This window comes from Bacillus nitroreducens (genome assembly GCF_964021195.1).
Genome location: NZ_CAXHYI020000001.1, coordinates 483,391 through 501,475, shown reverse-complemented (window position 1 = coordinate 501,475; position 18,085 = coordinate 483,391). Strand labels below are relative to the sequence as shown.

Annotated in this window: 15 protein-coding genes; 12 read left to right on the top strand and 3 right to left on the bottom strand. The window is 37.3% G+C overall.

The window, feature by feature from the left end:
- Window positions 1-57: 57 nt before the first annotated feature.
- From ACWPVE_RS02440 to ACWPVE_RS02430, 3 genes are all read left to right on the top strand, one after another.
- Window positions 58-3,183 carry a carbamoyl phosphate synthase large subunit gene (locus ACWPVE_RS02440; protein WP_453990474.1) on the top strand — a complete coding sequence of 1,042 codons (3,126 nt, stop codon included), beginning with the start codon at window positions 58-60 and terminating at the stop codon, window positions 3,181-3,183.
- Window positions 3,180-4,130 carry an ornithine carbamoyltransferase gene (gene argF, locus ACWPVE_RS02435; RefSeq protein WP_453990473.1) on the top strand — a complete coding sequence of 317 codons (951 nt, stop codon included), beginning with the start codon at window positions 3,180-3,182 and terminating at the stop codon, window positions 4,128-4,130. The genes ACWPVE_RS02440 and argF overlap by 4 nt, the downstream gene beginning before the upstream one ends.
- Before the next feature lie 101 nt (window positions 4,131-4,231).
- The gene (locus ACWPVE_RS02430) at window positions 4,232-4,411 is read left to right on the top strand and encodes a YjzC family protein (protein ID WP_077617287.1); all 180 of its coding nucleotides are present in this window, start codon (window positions 4,232-4,234) and stop codon (window positions 4,409-4,411) included.
- A gap of 342 nt (window positions 4,412-4,753) precedes the next feature.
- On the opposite strand, the gene ACWPVE_RS02425 is transcribed toward ACWPVE_RS02430, so the two are convergent.
- The gene (locus ACWPVE_RS02425; RefSeq protein WP_453990840.1) at window positions 4,754-4,942 is read right to left on the bottom strand and encodes a YjzD family protein; all 189 of its coding nucleotides are present in this window, start codon (window positions 4,940-4,942) and stop codon (window positions 4,754-4,756) included.
- 149 nt (window positions 4,943-5,091) lie between these two features.
- Between ACWPVE_RS02425 and ACWPVE_RS02420 the strand changes: the two genes are divergently transcribed.
- From ACWPVE_RS02420 to ACWPVE_RS02410, 3 genes are all read left to right on the top strand, one after another.
- A complete protein-coding gene (locus ACWPVE_RS02420; RefSeq protein ID WP_453990472.1) occupies window positions 5,092-5,826 on the top strand; it encodes an alpha/beta hydrolase in 735 nt (244 codons plus the stop codon).
- Window positions 5,827-5,914: 88 nt separating this feature from the next.
- Entirely contained in the window at window positions 5,915-6,475 is a 561-nt protein-coding gene (locus ACWPVE_RS02415) for a hypothetical protein (protein ID WP_453990471.1), read from the top strand.
- 94 nt (window positions 6,476-6,569) lie between these two features.
- Window positions 6,570-7,526: a BMP family ABC transporter substrate-binding protein gene (locus tag ACWPVE_RS02410; protein ID WP_453990470.1), complete on the top strand. Its 957-nt coding sequence runs from the start codon at window positions 6,570-6,572 to the stop codon at window positions 7,524-7,526.
- Between the two features lie 33 nt (window positions 7,527-7,559).
- Here ACWPVE_RS02410 and ACWPVE_RS02405 read toward each other — a convergent pair whose 3' ends face one another.
- Window positions 7,560-7,826: a hypothetical protein gene (locus tag ACWPVE_RS02405; protein WP_453990469.1), complete on the bottom strand. Its 267-nt coding sequence runs from the start codon at window positions 7,824-7,826 to the stop codon at window positions 7,560-7,562.
- Between the two features lie 450 nt (window positions 7,827-8,276).
- On the opposite strand from ACWPVE_RS02405, the gene ACWPVE_RS02400 reads away from it, so the two are divergent.
- The 3 genes from ACWPVE_RS02400 to ACWPVE_RS02390 all read left to right on the top strand — a co-directional run bounded on the left by ACWPVE_RS02400 (window position 8,277) and on the right by ACWPVE_RS02390 (window position 11,580).
- The gene (locus ACWPVE_RS02400; RefSeq protein WP_453990468.1) at window positions 8,277-9,209 is read left to right on the top strand and encodes a beta-ketoacyl-ACP synthase III; all 933 of its coding nucleotides are present in this window, start codon (window positions 8,277-8,279) and stop codon (window positions 9,207-9,209) included.
- 64 nt (window positions 9,210-9,273) lie between these two features.
- Complete coding sequence (fabF, locus tag ACWPVE_RS02395; RefSeq protein WP_453990467.1) at window positions 9,274-10,512, top strand: beta-ketoacyl-ACP synthase II; 1,239 nt, start codon at window positions 9,274-9,276, stop codon at window positions 10,510-10,512.
- A 231-nt stretch (window positions 10,513-10,743) separates the two neighbouring features.
- On the top strand, window positions 10,744-11,580 hold the full coding sequence (locus ACWPVE_RS02390; RefSeq protein ID WP_453990466.1) for a DUF2268 domain-containing protein: 837 nt from the start codon (window positions 10,744-10,746) through the stop codon (window positions 11,578-11,580).
- Window positions 11,581-12,687: 1,107 nt separating this feature from the next.
- On the opposite strand, the gene ACWPVE_RS02385 is transcribed toward ACWPVE_RS02390, so the two are convergent.
- Window positions 12,688-13,599: a nuclease-related domain-containing protein gene (locus ACWPVE_RS02385; protein WP_453990465.1), complete on the bottom strand. Its 912-nt coding sequence runs from the start codon at window positions 13,597-13,599 to the stop codon at window positions 12,688-12,690.
- 544 nt (window positions 13,600-14,143) lie between these two features.
- Here ACWPVE_RS02385 and ACWPVE_RS02380 point away from each other — a divergent pair.
- The 3 genes from ACWPVE_RS02380 (at window position 14,144) to ACWPVE_RS02370 (ending at window position 17,921) form a co-directional block, all read left to right on the top strand.
- Window positions 14,144-15,124 carry an ABC transporter ATP-binding protein gene (locus ACWPVE_RS02380; protein WP_453990464.1) on the top strand — a complete coding sequence of 327 codons (981 nt, stop codon included), beginning with the start codon at window positions 14,144-14,146 and terminating at the stop codon, window positions 15,122-15,124.
- Window positions 15,121-16,140 carry an ABC transporter ATP-binding protein gene (locus ACWPVE_RS02375; protein WP_453990463.1) on the top strand — a complete coding sequence of 340 codons (1,020 nt, stop codon included), beginning with the start codon at window positions 15,121-15,123 and terminating at the stop codon, window positions 16,138-16,140. The genes ACWPVE_RS02380 and ACWPVE_RS02375 overlap by 4 nt, the downstream gene beginning before the upstream one ends.
- A 104-nt stretch (window positions 16,141-16,244) precedes the next feature.
- Window positions 16,245-17,921: a peptide-binding protein gene (locus tag ACWPVE_RS02370; RefSeq protein WP_453990462.1), complete on the top strand. Its 1,677-nt coding sequence runs from the start codon at window positions 16,245-16,247 to the stop codon at window positions 17,919-17,921.
- The last annotated feature ends 164 nt before the right edge of the window (window positions 17,922-18,085 follow it).

Genomic DNA, 18,085 nt, shown 5'->3' with positions numbered 1-18,085 from the left:
TAGTATTCGCAAAAGAATTATAGAATTTAAACAGTAAGGTTAGGGGAGAAAAAATTTATGCCTAAAGATCATTCAATTCAATCAATTTTAGTAATTGGCTCAGGCCCTATTGTCATTGGGCAGGCTGCAGAATTTGATTATTCTGGTACACAAGGATGCAGAGCACTCCGTGAAGAAGGCTATAAGGTCATATTAGTAAACAACAATCCAGCAACGATCATGACCGATGAAGTAAATGCCGATGTTGTGTATTTTGAGCCACTTACAGTTGAAAGCATCGAGAAAATCATTGAAAAAGAACGTCCAGATGGGTTACTTGCTACACTGGGTGGTCAAACAGGCTTAAATTTAGCTTTTAGCTTAAGTGAACATGGGATCCTAGATAAGTACAATGTGAAGGTTCTTGGCACATCGATAGAATCCATAAAAAAAGGAGAGGACCGTGAGGCATTTCGAAGTTTAATGAAAGAATTAAACGAGCCTGTCCCAGATAGTGAAATTGTTAATACTGTGGAAGAAGCATTAACCTTTGTAGAAAAGGTAGGATTTCCTGTTATTATTCGTCCAGCTTACACATTGGGGGGAACAGGGGGAGGCATTGCGTATGATGAGCAACAATTCATTCAACTTACGAAAAATGGCTTGTCCGAAAGCCCAATTACTCAATGTTTGATAGAGAAAAGTATCGCTGGATATAAAGAAATCGAATATGAGGTTATGCGTGACCATAAGGGAACATGCATTACGATTTGTAATATGGAGAACATTGACCCTGTTGGTGTACATACGGGGGATTCGATTGTAGTTGCTCCATCCCAAACGCTAACAGATGATGAGTACAAAATGCTGCAAACTGCATCAGTTAAGATTATCTCAGCATTAGGTATTGTTGGTGGATGTAATATTCAATTTGCATTAGATCCACATAGTAAGAATTATTATCTAATTGAAGTAAACCCGCGTGTAAGTCGTTCATCAGCATTAGCCTCAAAAGCTACTGGTTATCCAATCGCCAAAATAACTGCAAAGCTTGCAGTAGGTTATACATTGGATGAATTAATTAACCCAATCACAGGTCAAACTTTTGCGAGCTCAGAACCAGCATTAGATTATGTGGTTGTAAAATTTCCACGCTTTCCATTTGATAAGTTCACGGATGTACCAAATGTACTTGGAACACAAATGAAAGCAACAGGTGAAGTTATGTCACTTGATATAAACCTTGAGAGTGCCCTCCAAAAAGCCATTCACTCATTAGAAGGGGATAATGAGAGCCTCCGCTTACCTGAAATCGAAAGTCTGTCAGTTAAGGATCTACAAGTATTAGTCGAACAGGGAAGTGAAAAACGTTTCTTTGCTATTTTAGAGCTTTTGCGACAGGGGATATCTGTTGAGCAAATTCACTCTATTTCGAAAATTGATGTATTCTTTTTACACATTTTTGGAACTCTGGTTGACTATGAGAACAAGATTCGCCAAACATCGATCAATGAATTCTCAGCTGCCTTCATGCAAGAGTTAAAAGAAAAAGGATTCTCCGATCAGTATATTGCCTACCTAATTAATGAGGAAGAAAAAACGGTTCGTAATAAGCGCAAAGAACTGGGAGTAAATCCAAGCTATAAATGTGTTGATACATGTGCGGGAGAATTTGAATCACAATCCTCCTACTATTATTCAAGCTATTTCGGTGAAACAGAAACTAAAAGATCTGCAAAACAAAAAGTATTAATTCTAGGTTCTGGTCCGATACGTATTGGTCAAGGAATTGAATTTGATTATAGTTCTGTACACGGAATACTTTCATTACAAGAGGAAGGGTACGAGACACTGTTACTCAATAATAATCCTGAAACAGTAAGCACTGATTATGAAACGGCTGATAAATTGTACTTTGAACCATTAACGCTTGAACACGTGTTAAATGTAATCGAAGCAGAAAAGGTTGACCAAGTAATGGTTCAATTCGGTGGTCAAACTGCGATAAATCTTGCAAAAGGATTAGAAGAAGAGGGTATTACAATTGTTGGCATTACACATGACACAATTGACCAGCTCGAGGACCGTGACCGTTTTTATCAACTATTAGAGAAGACGAATATTCCTCATATACCAGGTGAGATTGCTGATAATGGTGATGAATTAGTTGAGAAGTCTTCTGAAATTGGATATCCGATCTTAATCCGTCCTTCCTATGTAATTGGTGGTAAGGGAATGATTATTGTCCATGATGAAGAGGAGTTAGTGGCCTTAACAAAGGAAATCCCAAATGAAACATATCCTTTACTAATTGATGCGTATGTGCCAGGTACAGAGGTTGAAATTGATTTAATTTCAGACGGGAAAGAGATATTAATTCCAACAATTGCAGAACATATCGAAAAAGCAGGGGTTCATTCTGGTGACAGTCATGCGATTATGCCAGCCGTATCGTTATCTGAAGAAGATAAGAACACCGTTGCATCTTACGCTTATAAGATCGTTCATGAACTGCAATTTAAAGGGATTATGAATATTCAATTCGTACTCAATGACGGGCAAATTTTTGTACTTGAGGTAAATCCTCGTGCAAGTCGAACAGTGCCTGTTATTAGTAAAATCACAGGTATTCCATTGGCACAACTAGCTTCAAAACTTGTACTCGGGAAATCATTGCATGAGGTTACATCCCATAAGGGGCTATTACCTGATTTACCGTTCTATACCATAAAATACCCCGTCTTTTCAACATATAAACTACTCGGAGACCCTACAGTTGGTCCAGAGATGAAATCAACTGGTGAAGGAATAAGTATTGCAGAAACGATCAATGAAGCATTAACTAAAGTTTTTCACAGTTATATCTTATCAAAAAAAGGTGCAGATGAGATTGTTTTCGATACAGATGTGATTCCTCCAGGTATTAAGGAGTTAGCCGAAGAATTAAATCTGAAGGTGTATGCATCTAATGATATTGCAGAATGGAGCAAAAGTGATCAGGCATTAGCCTTTGTAAGTCTGAACAACGAAAAAACTGCGAAAATAAATAAAATCGAGGCAAGTCAAAAAAGAATTCAAGTATTTACAGAAATCGAGACATTACACGCATTTTTACAAGCTTTCCGTGATTCGCATTTTTCAGTCATGTCGATTCAGGAACGAAGAAGTGCATTCAATAAAGAGAAAGAAGTGATTAGCAAATGAGTACGGTACTTAAGGATAAATCTTTAAAAGGAAAAGATTTATTAACCCTTATTGATTTAACAAGCGAAGAAATTATGGATTTATTAGATTCAGCAATTGATCTAAAACAAAAACATAAAAATGGTGAAGATACCTCTTATTTAAAAGGAAAAACCTTGGCGATGATTTTTGAAAAGCATTCAACGCGTACGAGAGTATCATTTGAAGCTGGAATGTTGCAACTTGGTGGAAACGCCATTTATCTTAATAGCAATGATATGCAGTTAGGTAGAGGTGAAACGATTGCCGATACGGCGAGAGTTTTATCTGAATATGTAGATGCAATCATGATTCGTACATTTGAACATGAAAAAATTGAAGAACTTGCAAAATCTGCAAGTATTCCTGTCATTAACGGCTTAACGGAAGATTTTCATCCATGCCAGGCTTTAGCAGATTTACTGACTATTTATGAACAGAAGAAATCCTTTAAAGGAAGTAAACTTGTTTATGTTGGGGACGGTAATAATGTTGCCCATTCATTAATGATTGCAGCGGCAAAGGTTGGATTAGACTGTACGGTAGTATGTCCACATGGATACGCTCCAAAACCTTTCATTGTTGAGAAAGCGCAAGAAATTGCTAAAGAGACAAGTGCTATCATTGAAGTGAGTCATGACCCTGTTGGTGGTCTGAAAGGCGCAGATTTTATTTACACAGATGTTTGGGCAAGTATGGGTCAAGAAGAGGAGCAACAAGAGCGACTTCAAGCATTTATGCCATATCAGGTTAATGCAGAGCTTGTGAGTGCCGCAAATGAAGATTATACATTTATGCACTGCTTACCAGCCCATCGTGGTGAAGAAGTGACTTCTGAAGTAATCGATGGTCCACAATCGGTGGTATTTGAACAAGCTGGCAATCGTCTGCACGCTCAGAAGGCAATATTAAAAGCCATACTTGAATAGAATCTTAGGGCCTCGTCTCAAAGAGACAGAGGCTTTTTTTCATGATTTTTCAGCGGAGTGGGAATAGTATTCTTGTAGTACTTATTAAAAGGAGGATTATGATGGGACAAAGTCATGAATTTCGTGCAGGACAAAAAGCACCGAATAACGGGATTTATGTTGAAATCGGTGAGCAGGGTGATATGGTTAAAAACCCTAAAAGTGTTAAGTTAAGTGCTGGTGACCCATTCCCAGAAAATTCAAATCACAATCGCAAATGGTCATATAAAAGAAAACCTTAAATAAACTAGGGCTGATAACAGCTCGTATTTATACGACTAGCTTTAGATAGTTCTGAGAGAAGTACATGTACGAGGCTTAGTGGAGTGAACCGAAGTAGACAATAAAAAAAGACCCTCTGGATTCTCAGACTGTTGACAAACGCTCAGATACTTCGTTGCTAGCCTCACTCGTCCGCTCATGAAGGCAACTTCTATTCGCGTCTTCGATCGGCTGCCCCATGTCTGACAAGCGATTTCAAGACAGTCTGGGAAAGTGAATCTTACTTCCTATAAAAATGAGTGTAGACAAAGTCAATTTTGACTTTGTCTACACTCTAAAGACCCTCTGGGGTCTTTTTTTAATTAATGATTAGGTTCTTTCACAGGCTCATTTGGAATCACAGATCCTAAGATAACGATTAGGGCTGTAACAATGATTGCTACGATTGAAGCTGTCTGAAAAGAATATGTAGCTACATTCATTGATCCAACAACATATGTTGCCATTTGGATTAAGAGGAATGTCCAGAAAAAAGTCCAAAAATAACGCAATGTCTTCACCTCATTAAACGATACTGTAATCAGTTTACCACAATTGTTAACGTTTAGAAAAGACAATTTAGGCATTTCTCCCTTTCATCTTTTTACATAGAACATACACTAATAACGAAGGACGAAAATCAGGAGTAGGAGAAGAGACAATGGTACCAAATAAAGTTTTTTTTAAGCTTGATACGGAGTGGTCTGCTCTTCATTTGCCAACACGTCCAAATGGCTTTGCAGTATTAATTATTGGGGATAAGACAAATTTTGTAGAAGAGAATACAAGCTTTTGGATTCAAAACTATGCAAGGTCTCAAATACTTGAATATCTTAAAGATGAGGGATATACCGTTTTTTATTCCAACCTTTACGGTGCGAATTGGGGGAATGAGCTTTCCGTCAAATTAGCAACACAATTGTATCACATCGTAATGAAACGGGAAATTCTCAACAAACGCATTCATATACTTGCAGAAGGAATGGGTGCATTAACCGCGATGCAGTTAAGTAAAAAGCTTCAAGGAGAAATACGCTCAATGGCTTTCTTAAATCCATGTATTGATTTAGCTGCACATATTGAAAATGAAAGAAAAAGTAAATTTTTTTATAAAAAACTGATTAAAGAACTAGCGCATGCATATCAACTTGAGGATCGGGAAGTTGAATCAAATATACACAAATTGATCCCACAAAATCAACTTTTACCATTTCCAGATATCCCTATTAGGATATGGCATAACACAAATGAAAAGACATACACTCCTGAAATACACAGTAAGAAGTACCAGACTGACAATAAGATGGTAAAGTTAAGCTATCATATAAGTGAAAATACGTATGCATTTAGTCGCTCAATTGGTAGCTTCTATAAAGAAAATGAAAGAGAGTTATAAAAAGTCCTTAGTTCTTATAAAGAATAGGGACTTTTTAATTGACCATTTGCATACGATACTGTATCAAAAAGTATAGGGGATGTTACAGGTGAAGAAGGTCATATTATTTGATGCTTTCTCGTTTGTAGGATATGGGCTCTGCTGTAAAATGATAGATGAATCAATCCAAGTGTTGGCAGTGGACGAAACGCCAAAAGAAAATAGCCCCCGTGAGGATAAAATGCTTCGGATTGGACGAAATTCCTATTTTGAATTTGTAGAATACCCAAAGGTATTGGTCAACCAGAAAATGTTCGAGCAGACCGATGCTGTCATCTATCCATGGTATGACCCAGTGAGCTCGAAGCGAAACCAAGAATTGTTTCATTCTGTTATGAACTCGTGCAATGATGCAAAATCAAAGCTTATACTTGTTTCTGCCAATTGTGTGAATAGGGATGTAACAATCGATATGGAAAGTGAACTTGATCATAACTGGTACTCAAAAATTAATTTTACTGATAGTTTGTCTGAACATCGAAAAATACGTACGAAAAATATAGATTTTTTATTCACATTTATAGACTTTTCCAATCATGAATTAAAGGAAGGAATCCAAAAAAAAAATGATCATGAGGAATGGATTTCACAAAACTTTTATACGAAATGACTCATTTTGCTTTCAAATTCAGCAAAAGTGCAATAAAATATAGATAACTTATTAGACTGGTTGACTTTGTTTTGTTTTCGAAGGAGCTGTATTCATGCGAAAGCCGTATAGGTGGATGATTCTCATATTCCTTTCAACCCTCCTCATATCTTGTGGACAAACCGATACGGACACGGGTGTGAAAAAGGTGGGCTTACTCATTCCTGCCACAATTAATGATCAGGTATGGGGCACAAAAGGGTATAAAGGGTTATTGCAGATTAAATCCCAATTTGAGGTGGATGTCTTTTATAAGGAGGCAATCACTACTGAGGCTGCGACACGTACTGCAGTCGACGAATTTGTTGAAAAAGGTGTTAATCTAATATTTGGTCATGGTAACGAATATGCGATCATTTTTAACGAGATTGCAGATGAATATCCTGATGTCCATTTTATCTTTTTTAATGGTAACACAAGAAAAGAAAACGTTACCACATTAAACTTTGAAGGGCATGCTATGGGCTTTTTCGGGGGTATGGTTGCTGGGAAAATGACGGAAACAAACAAAGTCGGAATCATTGCTGCTTTTGAATGGCAACCCGAAATTGACGGGTTCTATGAAGGAGTATTATTTCAAAATGACGATGTTGAAGTTGATATCGGATACGTCCAGAATTGGGATAACGATGAAAAGGCACTAAGAATTGCTGAGCATATGATTGCTGAAGGAGTAGACATCATATATCCTGCTGGGGACGGATACAACGTAAGTGTGATTGAGAGACTTAAGGAAGATGGTCTATATGCAATAGGCTATGTATCAGACCAATCTGACCTTGGGAAGGAAACGGTATACACAAGTACGGTACAGCATGTCGATAAACTGTATGTATTGGTTGCAAATAAATTTAATCAAGGTGAACTTGAATCTGGAAACCTTTATTTTGACTTCCAGGAAGATGTTATATCAATGGGAACGTTCAGTCCAAAGATAGAAAAGGCTTTTATTGAAGAACTAAATCAATATATTTCAGAATATAAAGAAACAGGAGAACTCCCTTCTAAATAAGAAAAAGCTATCAGATTAACAGATAGCTTTTTCTTATTTTTTTCGAAAAAAATCAAGAAGAGGGGAGAGTTCTTTTAAGGCTGGTTTAATATTATCAATTGAAGTCATAATATCGTTAATTTGACCCATTAATTGATGGTAATCAACACCATCAACTTGATTACCAACATTCGTTTCCTTGCGAACGTCATGATTCACTCTTCCATCACTTGGACCAAACATAAGGCGATCAAACCTACTGCCTCTTAAAGATTTACGATTTTCCCCTTGCTTCACATCAAATTCCTCGTTTTCACTCATTAATGACACCTACCTTTAATTAGATATTTCATAGAACATTTTTACTTTATACATATGTATCACCACTGAAAATGAGATAGGCCTGTATCTCGTAAAAGACTAGGCAAAAGTGGAATCTAAGAGTGAAATTCAATCAATGATGGGTAACTTAAAGACAACAATTTCGTTTGGCATAGTCTACTCATTTGTTCCTCTTTGACTTTGTTCCTAAATGTGTGTGGAACAGTAAAAATTTCAGCGTTTAAACATTATTTACTTTATTGAATTTATCGGTGAAGGACTTACTGTTCGTAATTGCGGCATAAAAAATAAAGTCTTAGGAGTTGATAACAATTAAAAAATGAATTAAAATTAGTACCAAGTCATAATAATTGATAATAAAATGTGCTGAAATATATAGCCGAACATTCTAAAAAATAACATGAACGCAGAATAAAAGGAGATGTTTGTATGGGTGTAGGAATAATCGGAATCAATCGATTCGTACCCGAAAGAGTGGTAACAAACAAGGATCTTGAAAAAATCGTGGATACATCAGATGAATGGATTCGCACAAGAACTGGAATAGAAGAACGCAGAATTGCCGATGATGATACAGATACATCAGACATGGCGTATGAAGCTGCACGTAAAGCAATTGAGGATTCAGGAATCAGTCCAGAAGAATTAGACTTAATCATAGTAGCTACTGTAACACCTGACCATCCATTTCCATCCGTATCATGTATGATCCAAGAGCGTCTAGGAGCAAAGAATGCAGCGGCAATGGATATAAGTGCAGCTTGTGCAGGATTTATGTATGGTATTATTACAGGGAAACAATTTATTGAGAACGGCGATTATAAGCATGTATTAGTAGTAGGTGTAGAAAAACTATCAAAAATCGTTGACTGGAGCGACCGCAATACAGCTGTATTATTTGGTGATGGAGCTGGAGCAGTTGTTCTTGGTGAGGTATCAGAAGGAAGAGGAATTCTTTCATTTGAACTAGGAGCAGACGGTACAGGTGCTAAGCATCTATACCAAGACGAACACATCATCATGAATGGTCGTGAAGTTTTTAAATTTGCAGTAAGACAAATGGGCGAATCCAGTGTGAATGTGATTGAAAAAGCTGGTTTAAAACGTGAAGACGTAGACTTTTTAATTCCACACCAGGCAAACATTCGAATCATGGAAGCATCTAGAGAAAGACTCGAATTACCAGTTGAAAAAATGTCTAAAACTGTGAATAAATACGGAAATACTTCTGCAGCATCCATTCCAATTTCAATTGTTGAAGATATTGAAGCAGGAAGAATTAAGGATGATGACGTAATTGTTATGGTAGGATTTGGTGGAGGCTTAACTTGGGGTGCCATCTGCATGAGATGGGGACGCTAGGAAAGTATTTTTTTAGAAGATTTTTATAAAATTTAGTAGAATGATGTTGGAAGGTGATAGGAATATGGAAAAGAAACGTGTAGTAGTAACGGGATTAGGCACAGTTTCACCGCTAGGTAACGATACGAAAACAACTTGGGAAAATGCAGTAAACGGAGTTTCTGGAATTGGACCATTAACAAGAGTTCAAATCGAGGGATTACCTGCAAAGGTAGCAGCGGAATTAAAGGACTTTAATCCTGAAGATTTTATGGACAAGAGAGAAGCACGTCGAATGGACCGTTTCACACAATATGCGTTAGCAGCTTCATTAATGGCTGTTAAAGATGCGAATTTAACGATCACTGACGAAATTGCACCTCGAGTTGGCGTTTGGCTTGGTTCTGGTATAGGTGGAATGGAAACACATGAAGAACAGCATAAAATTTTCTTGGAAAAAGGGTACCGTCGTGTAAGTCCATTTTATGTACCAATGATGATTCCAGACATGGCTGCTGGCCAAGTTTCCATTGCTCTAGGAGCAAAAGGAATCAATACGTGTACGGTTACAGCATGTGCAACTGGAACGAACTCCATTGGTGATGCGTTTAAAGTTATCCAACGTGGAGATGCTGACGTAATGATTACTGGTGGAACAGAAGCACCACTAACAAATATGTCATTTTCTGGTTTCGTGTCTGCAAGAGCATTATCTTTAAACCCAGATCCAAAAACAGCAAGCCGTCCATTTGATAAAAACCGTGATGGATTTGTAATGGGTGAGGGTGCAGGAGTTCTTGTTCTTGAAGAACTAGAACATGCTTTAGCACGTGGAGCCAACATTTACGCAGAAATCGTAGGATATGGAGCAACTGCAGATGCGTACCACATTACTGCTCCAGCACCAGGCGGTGAGGGTGGAGCTCGTGCAATGAAACAAGCTATTGCAGATGCAGGCCTAACACCAAACGATGTTGATTATATTAATGCACATGGTACTAGCACAGATTACAATGATAAGTTTGAAACAGCGGCTATCAAAGAAGTTTTTGGTGAACATGCGTATAATGTAGCAGTTAGCTCTACAAAATCAATGACAGGTCACTTGCTCGGAGCTGCTGGTGGTGTGGAAGCAATCTTCTCAGTGCTAGCAATCAAAGAAGGTATTATCCCACCAACTATTAATTATGAAACACCAGATCCAGAATGTGATTTAGACTATGTTCCAAACGAAGCAAGAAAGCAAGAAGTAAATGTTGCACTAAGTAACTCTCTTGGATTCGGTGGACATAACGCAACAATACTATTTAAAAAATATCAATAATTAGTATAGTGAATGTTCAAATTGGAGGAGGAAAAGGACCAAGTCGACAAAAAAGCTACGTCCTCATGTTTTGTCGACACTAGTATGTCCTGTGCGTCGAAAGTTCAAGGGGGTGCAGTTTCCAGTACTGATGCGTATACAGTAATACGTGAGGAACTAAGAAACAAGCCAGCGCAGAAATTCGATGTGTCATTTTCATCAGACTTTTTGACATCCATAGAGTCAGGCCATGTGGTCTGGCTCTTTTTCTTTGTTCATGAATACGATATATTGTCTGGCGAAAGGATGTGTAGAGATGGGGTAATTCGAACTGATAAATGGTTAAAGGAATCAAATACAAGTCCAATAACCCTTTGTAAAAAACTTACAAGTTATTTTCCAAAGGAAGCATCTGAACGTAATATCTATCAACACTTGAAGATGCATGGGATGTATCGAACAACCGCTGAAAATATGCTAGATAGACTACCGAAAAATATCTGGGAAAAAGTAGGGGAAATGTATGAAACATTACAAAAGGAATGGAGCGGCCCACAAGTTCCTATATTCATTTTTCCAGCTGATGAAACCAATGTGAAAATTAGAAGAGAGTTTAACGGAAAATCAGGACTTGCATTTAGAGACAAATTATTTCTGTTTTTCTCAAATCATAATACAAATGAAGAAATAAAAGCAGTCCTGACACATGAGTACAATCATGTTTGTCGCCTAAAAAAACATCAAAAAGCAGAGCGGAATTATACATTACTGGACGCGGTACTATTAGAAGGAATGGCTGAAAATGCTGTTCGTGAGTATTGTGGTGAATCAGCCTTAGCAAGCTGGACAACATATTATACCGATGAACGACTTCTTAAAATAGTCGAACAAATAATTATTCCAAATCGGAATCTAAAAAGAAATGAAAAAAAGCACTCAGATATTCTGTATGGGAATGGATTTTACCCGAAGATGTCAGGGTATTGTGCAGGATATTATCTCGTCAAAAAATATTTGAACTCTACTAATCTATCCACGAGGGCAATCTTAGGAAAGGATTCAATAGAATTTGTAAAGGAATATATATGAGAAATTGAATTTTCTATAGGATCCTGATCTTCACGTTAAGAATGAATGGGGGACTCCAGAGTTTGTGGAGTATCCCTGAAGTACTAAGAAGTGGAAGCTGGGAAGAGCTCTATCTGTTGTGGATTGTCTTTGTTCTCCTAAAAAGTGGAAAACGATATCACTCAAGTCGCTCTGGAGTAACCTCACTCTCCTAAGAAGTGGAAACTGGATTACTCGATCTGTTGTGGAGTATCCCCATTCTCCTAAAAAGCGGAAAACGATATCACTCCAGTCGCTCTGGAGTAACCTCGATCTCCTAAAAAGTGGAAACTGTCATTACTCCATCTGTTGTGGAGTAACCTCACTCTCCTAAAAAGTGGAAACTGGCATAACTCCATCTGTTGTGGAGTATCCCCATTCTCCTAAGAAGTGGAAACTGGCATAACTCCATCTGTTGTGGAGTATCCCTATTCTCCTAAAAAGTGGGAACTGGCACAACTCCATTTGTTGTGGAGTAACCTCACTCTCCTAAGAAGTGGAAACTGGCATAACTCCATCTGTTGTGGAGTAACCTCATTCTTCTAAGAAGTGGAAACTGGCATAACTCCATTTGTTGTGGAGTAACCTCACTCTCCTAAGAAGTGGAAACTGGCATAACTCCATCTGTTGTGGAGTAACCTCGATCTCCTAAAAAGTGGAAACTGTCATTACTCCATCTGTTGTGGAGTAACCTCACTCTCCTAAAAAGTGGAAACTGGCATAACTCCATCTGTTGTGGAGTATCCCCATTCTCCTAAGAAGTGGAAACTGGCATAACTCCATCTGTTGTGGAGTATCCCTATTCTCCTAAAAAGTGGGAACTGGCACAACTCCATTTGTTGTGGAGTAACCTCACTCTCCTAAGAAGTGGAAACTGGCATAACTCCATCTGTTGTGGAGTATCTCCATTCTCCTAAAAAGTGGAAACTGGCATAACTCCAGTCGCTCTGGAGTATCCCCATTCTCCTAAAAAGTGGAAACTGATATACCTCCAGCATTCAAGAGTATCCCAACATCCTAATAAACAGAAACTGACAACACACCAGCCACTATGTAGTCTCCATTTTCTACTAACAAAATAATCTCCCCCTAAAGGTATTCAAAATAGGAGGAATTTCCAAAACGTATATACTTAAAGTTTGCTTGAAGGATTTTCCTAATTGTATTTTTTGATTTGATAATCGTACACCATTCAAAAATGGCACTTGTTGTAATTTTCTTGTCAGGGAATAACAGCGAGAACTCTTTTACACATCTTAAAATAGCTGATTCCATCTTTTCGATGAAATAACATTCTTCACAAATTAAAATATGTTGTCCCTGACATTTCATAAATGCTCTGCAATTTGGACACAAAATTCCTTTCTTCATCCGATCATAACTATACTCTGGCAGTAATGAATATGGGGAGAATGGAATATGTAACGCCAAAAGTTTTTTTCCGAATTCATGATGTTTCTCCACTACTTTCGATGGCTGATTATTTAATTGTTTAATAAAGCGATCAAGTTGAGTTGGAAATATGATGGGGAGGTCTGGAGAAGCATGGTAGAGGTAAAAGTCGGGATTGATAAACACGAGATGGCCCTCGACTGTAAAATTCATGCGTTGGTGTTGGAGTAATTGTCTGAAAAGAGAGACACTCCGTGAGAGTTGGATGAGTGGATTTTTTATCTCCATACCAGAGAGCGTGTGTAAACGATCACCTTCGAGTAAATAATCACCTTCAAAATTTTTCACTTCAAAGATATGAATTTTATGTTGAGATATGAGGAGGGAGTCGATTTGATAAAGGGTATTACTCGTTTCAAGTAGTAGGTCATTGATGATGAGGCAGTTAAAGGAGAGGTTTCCAAAGTGTTGGTCAAACATGACTTCTCCTGTATAACCTTTTTCAAGCGAATAGATCTGATTTTCGACTTTTTTAGAAACTTGCATTCGTCCATTAATCGACCTTAATAATTCTAATTCTAGTGGAACGGCACGGTTTTTAATAATCAATAGCGACACTTCCTTTTATAGATTCGAACTTATTGTAAGTCTTTAACTTCAGGTTTATCAATCATTTTTTAGTTTGGTCTCCTATTAATTTATAAAAATTCAATAAATCAACGCTTTTATGTAATAAAGTACTATTTTCAAAAAGTAAAAACACTTGATTTTAAAAAGTAATCTTACACCGATTTTAAAACTAAATGTGTTTAAATCAAGATTTTAAAGAAATAATAATAAAAATTATGAAAATTATCTTGCAATTCCAACATAGTTTTAATAGAATTTTAACTAGATTGAGAGAATAATAATTATTCAGGTTTAAGAGTATATTAAGGCAATTTTGCGAATTTACTTGAATTTGTAATCTTACTGTAATAAAATTTAGTTGACACTTTTGTCAGATAATTTAGGTACATAGCACTTCATTGCTTTAATATGGTAAAAAAAGAGATTAATAGGAATTAATGGTTGATAAATCCCTGTAATTATTATATTTTGAATTTTGAGTGGACTCTTTCCGAGTTCCTATGAGGATGGTGAACCAATTTTTATGGCCGCGTTATTAGAAGTGAAAAATTTGAAAACGTATTTTTACAAAAAAAAGTCAGTAATACCTGCCGTAGATGGTGTTGATTTAAAAATTAATAAAGGGGAAACTTTAGCGATAGTAGGTGAGTCAGGATCTGGTAAAAGTATCACCTCCCTTTCGATTATGAAATTAGTCCCAAGTCCAGCTGGAAAAATTGTAGAAGGTGAAATCATCTTAGATGGAAAAAATCTTATTGATTTATCTGAAGCGGAAATGTGTAAGGTCCGTGGAAATGATGTGTCGATGATTTTCCAAGAGCCTATGACATCATTAAATCCAGTACTATCAGTTGGTGAACAAATTATTGAAGTACTTATGTATCACCAAAAGATGACAAAAGCTGAAGCAACTAAGAAAGCAATTGAAATGTTAGAATTGGTTGGGTTTTCGAGAGCTGCTGAATTGATTAACGAGTACCCACATCGTCTTTCAGGTGGTATGCGTCAAAGGGTAATGATAGCGATTGCAATGAGCTGTAATCCTAAATTACTCATTGCGGATGAGCCTACAACGGCACTTGACGTGACCATTCAAGCACAAATCCTTGATTTAATGCGAGATCTTAGTCGTAAATTTGATACATCTATCTTAATAATTACACACGATTTAGGGGTAGTTTCTGAAGTTGCTGATAGAGTCGTAGTCATGTATTGTGGTCAAGTTGTGGAAGAGGCAGATGTTGATGACTTATTTAATGAACCATTACATCCATATACGGATGGTCTAATGGGTTCAATACCATCAATTGAGTTTGAATCAGATCGATTACAGTCAATTAAAGGGAATGTACCTTCTCCAGAGCATCTTCCGAAAGGGTGTCGATTTGCACCACGATGTCCACAAGCATTTGACAGATGCTTTTCTGAAATGCCTCAGTTGATGAGTAAAAGTGGACGTAAGGTTCGCTGCTTTTTACACGAAACGAAAGGGGACGTACAATGACTGCACCAAAAGGTAAAGGATTACAGGATACAGTAATAAATACAACACAACCTATTCTAGAAGTTAAGAATCTAACAAAGCACTTCCCCATAAAAGCTGGAATATTCCAACGAACGGTTGGGCATGTGAAAGCAGTTGACGACGTTTCATTTTATGTGAATAAAGGTGAGACATTAGGAATTGTGGGCGAATCAGGTTGCGGTAAATCAACTGCAGGTCGTACACTCATTCGTTTATATGAGCCAACTGGAGGCGATATCCTCTTTAAAGGCAAAAATATTTCGAAAATGTCCGAAGGGGAACTGCGCCGTAGTGTTCGAAAAGATATCCAAATGATTTTTCAGGATCCATATGCATCTATAAATCCTAGAAAAACGCTAGGGGCTATCATTTCTGAACCGATGATTACACATAACCTTTATAACCGGCAGGAAAGACGAGAAAAACTAAGTGAACTATTAGAAATGGTAGGTTTTAATCCATCATTTATTAACAGATATCCACATGAGTTTTCAGGGGGACAAAGGCAAAGAATTGGGATTGCACGTGCTCTAGCACTGAATCCAGATCTGATTATCGCAGATGAAGCAGTTTCAGCGCTTGATGTATCGATTCAAGCTCAGATTATTAATATAATGCAAGACTTACAGGCAGAATTAGGACTAACATATATCTTTATTTCCCATGACTTAAGTGTTGTTCGGCACATTAGTGATCGAATTGCCGTCATGTATCTGGGTAAAGTAATGGAGCTTTCCCCAAAGAAGAATTTATTCGAAGATCCTCTACATCCATATACGCAAGCACTTCTTTCTGCGATTCCTGTTCCAAGGAAAAAAGGGGTTCAGGCAAGAGAAAGAATTGTACTTAAAGGAGAGTTACCGAGTCCAGCAAACCCACCAAAAGGGTGCGTGTTTCATACTCGTTGTCCTGCAGCTACGGATATATGCCGAACTGCAGTGCCAGAATTTAAGGAAGTAAAACAAGAACACTTTGTTGCTTGTCACCTATATTAAGTGACAGTACAAATAAATTAGTCTTTGAAGGGGGGAGATACACCTAAAAAAGAAATCTTCAGCCGAAGAAGTCAAAATATTTACTAAAATGAGGGGGAGAAGAAATGAAGTTAAGTAAAAAACTAATGATGTTTTTAGTGTTGGCACTAGCTATGTCTCTTTTCTTAGCTGCGTGTTCTGGCGGCGGAAATGAAACGAGCAATGAGCCTGAAGAAAAAGAAGAGCCACCAGCAACGGAAGAGCCAGCTAACAATGAACCACAGCAAGGTGGAGATTTAATCATTGGATCTACTGGATCTCCAACAATGTTTAACCCATTATATTCTCAAGACGCTTCAAGTAGTGATATTGAAGATATGATCTTTGATAGCCTAGTAGGCTCTGACCTTGAATTTAATCCAGTAACTGAAAATGGTTTAGCAGAGTCAGTGGATATGTCTGATGATGGATTAACATTTACTGTAAAAATTACAGAAAATGCAAAGTTCCATGATGGGACTCCTTTAACAGCTGATGATGTTGTATTTACATACAGCATTCCATTAAGTGAGGAATATACTGGCCCACGTGGAAACTACTTTGAATCATTAGAAAGTGTTGAAAAACAAGACGATTACACAGTTGTCTTTAAATTGAATAAAAAGGATGCACAATTCCCAGTTGTTGGACTAGGATTTGGTATTTTACCAAAGCATATCTTAGGTGAGGTTCCAATCGCTGAATTAGGTGAGCATGAATTTAATACAAAGAACCCAATCGGTTCTGGTCCATTCAAATTTGTTGAGTGGAAAGATGGAGAATACATTAAAGTTGAAGCAAATGAAGATTACTGGGATGGACGCCCATATTTAGACACAGTTACTTATAAACTAGTTCCAGATGCAAACGCAATGCTTGCACAAATTCAAAATGGTGATGTTCATTACTATGCAGGGCTTGCACAACAAGATGTTCCGACTGTAGAAGCTTTTGCTGACCAAGCAGGAATTCGTCTTGAGAGTGGAATGGCACTTTCATACACATTCTTTGCAGGTAACGAACGTCTAGAGTTCTTTAAAGATAAAAAGGTAAGACAAGCGCTTACACATGCAATCGATCGTGAATCAATTGTTGAAAACGTAATGAATGGACTTGGAGAAGTAGCGCACGTTCCAGAAAGTCCATTAAGCTGGGCATACAATCCAGACGTTCCAAAATTTGAATATGATGTAGAAAAAGCAAAACAAATGTTAGACGAAGCTGGATGGGTTGTTGGTTCAGACGGTATTCGTGAAAAAGATGGTCAAAAGTTTTCATTTAGCGTTGTAACAAACCAAGGTAACAAAATCCGTGAAGATATTGTTGTAATTTTACAACAACAATTAAAAGAAGTTGGAATTGAAGTTAAACCAGAAATTGTTGAATTCAGTGCTTTAATTGCAAAAATTGAGCCAGGAGTTTGGGACTTTGATGCAATTGTATTAGGATGGAGTCTTGGTACAGATCCAGACCCAAGTGGTATCTTCCACTCTAAGTGGATTGAAACTGGAAACAACTTCATTGCTTACTCAAATCCTGAGTTAGATGAATTAATGGATGCTCAGTTACAAGAACTAGATCGTGAAAAACGTGCAGAAATGATTGGTGAAATTCAAGCAGGTCTTGCTGAAGATCAACCATATACATTCTTGTACTATCCAGAAGAGTTCCGTGTTTTACCTGCGAACTTAGAAGGATATGAGTTCCATGCGAAAAACCAATTATATAACATTAACAAATGGTGGTTAAAGCAAGCTGAATAATAATTGGGGATAGTATAGTTGCAATGAGGAATGTAGGCTTTGTGGCATTCCTCTTGCAATCAATATGCAACACAGTTTATAAGACTTACTTACCATGTAAGTAAGTCTTATAAACTGTTATCAAGCTTTATCCTTTCTCTTTTTTATAATTACAACAAAATATT

Excerpts from the sequence above, each read along its gene's own strand:
- ACWPVE_RS02380 (WP_453990464.1), top strand. The coding sequence starts at position 14,144 with ATGGCCGCGTTATTAGAAGTGAAAAATTTGAAAACGTATTTTTACAAA.
- ACWPVE_RS02430 (WP_077617287.1), top strand. The coding sequence starts at position 4,232 with ATGGGACAAAGTCATGAATTTCGTGCAGGACAAAAAGCACCGAATAAC.
- ACWPVE_RS02400 (WP_453990468.1), top strand. The coding sequence starts at position 8,277 with ATGGGTGTAGGAATAATCGGAATCAATCGATTCGTACCCGAAAGAGTG.
- ACWPVE_RS02410 (WP_453990470.1), top strand. The coding sequence starts at position 6,570 with ATGCGAAAGCCGTATAGGTGGATGATTCTCATATTCCTTTCAACCCTC.
- argF (WP_453990473.1), top strand. The coding sequence starts at position 3,180 with ATGAGTACGGTACTTAAGGATAAATCTTTAAAAGGAAAAGATTTATTA.
- ACWPVE_RS02440 (WP_453990474.1), top strand. The coding sequence starts at position 58 with ATGCCTAAAGATCATTCAATTCAATCAATTTTAGTAATTGGCTCAGGC.
- ACWPVE_RS02375 (WP_453990463.1), top strand. The coding sequence starts at position 15,121 with ATGACTGCACCAAAAGGTAAAGGATTACAGGATACAGTAATAAATACA.
- ACWPVE_RS02420 (WP_453990472.1), top strand. The coding sequence starts at position 5,092 with ATGGTACCAAATAAAGTTTTTTTTAAGCTTGATACGGAGTGGTCTGCT.
- ACWPVE_RS02370 (WP_453990462.1), top strand. The coding sequence starts at position 16,245 with ATGAAGTTAAGTAAAAAACTAATGATGTTTTTAGTGTTGGCACTAGCT.
- ACWPVE_RS02405 (WP_453990469.1), bottom strand. The coding sequence starts at position 7,826 with ATGAGTGAAAACGAGGAATTTGATGTGAAGCAAGGGGAAAATCGTAAA.
- fabF (WP_453990467.1), top strand. The coding sequence starts at position 9,274 with ATGGAAAAGAAACGTGTAGTAGTAACGGGATTAGGCACAGTTTCACCG.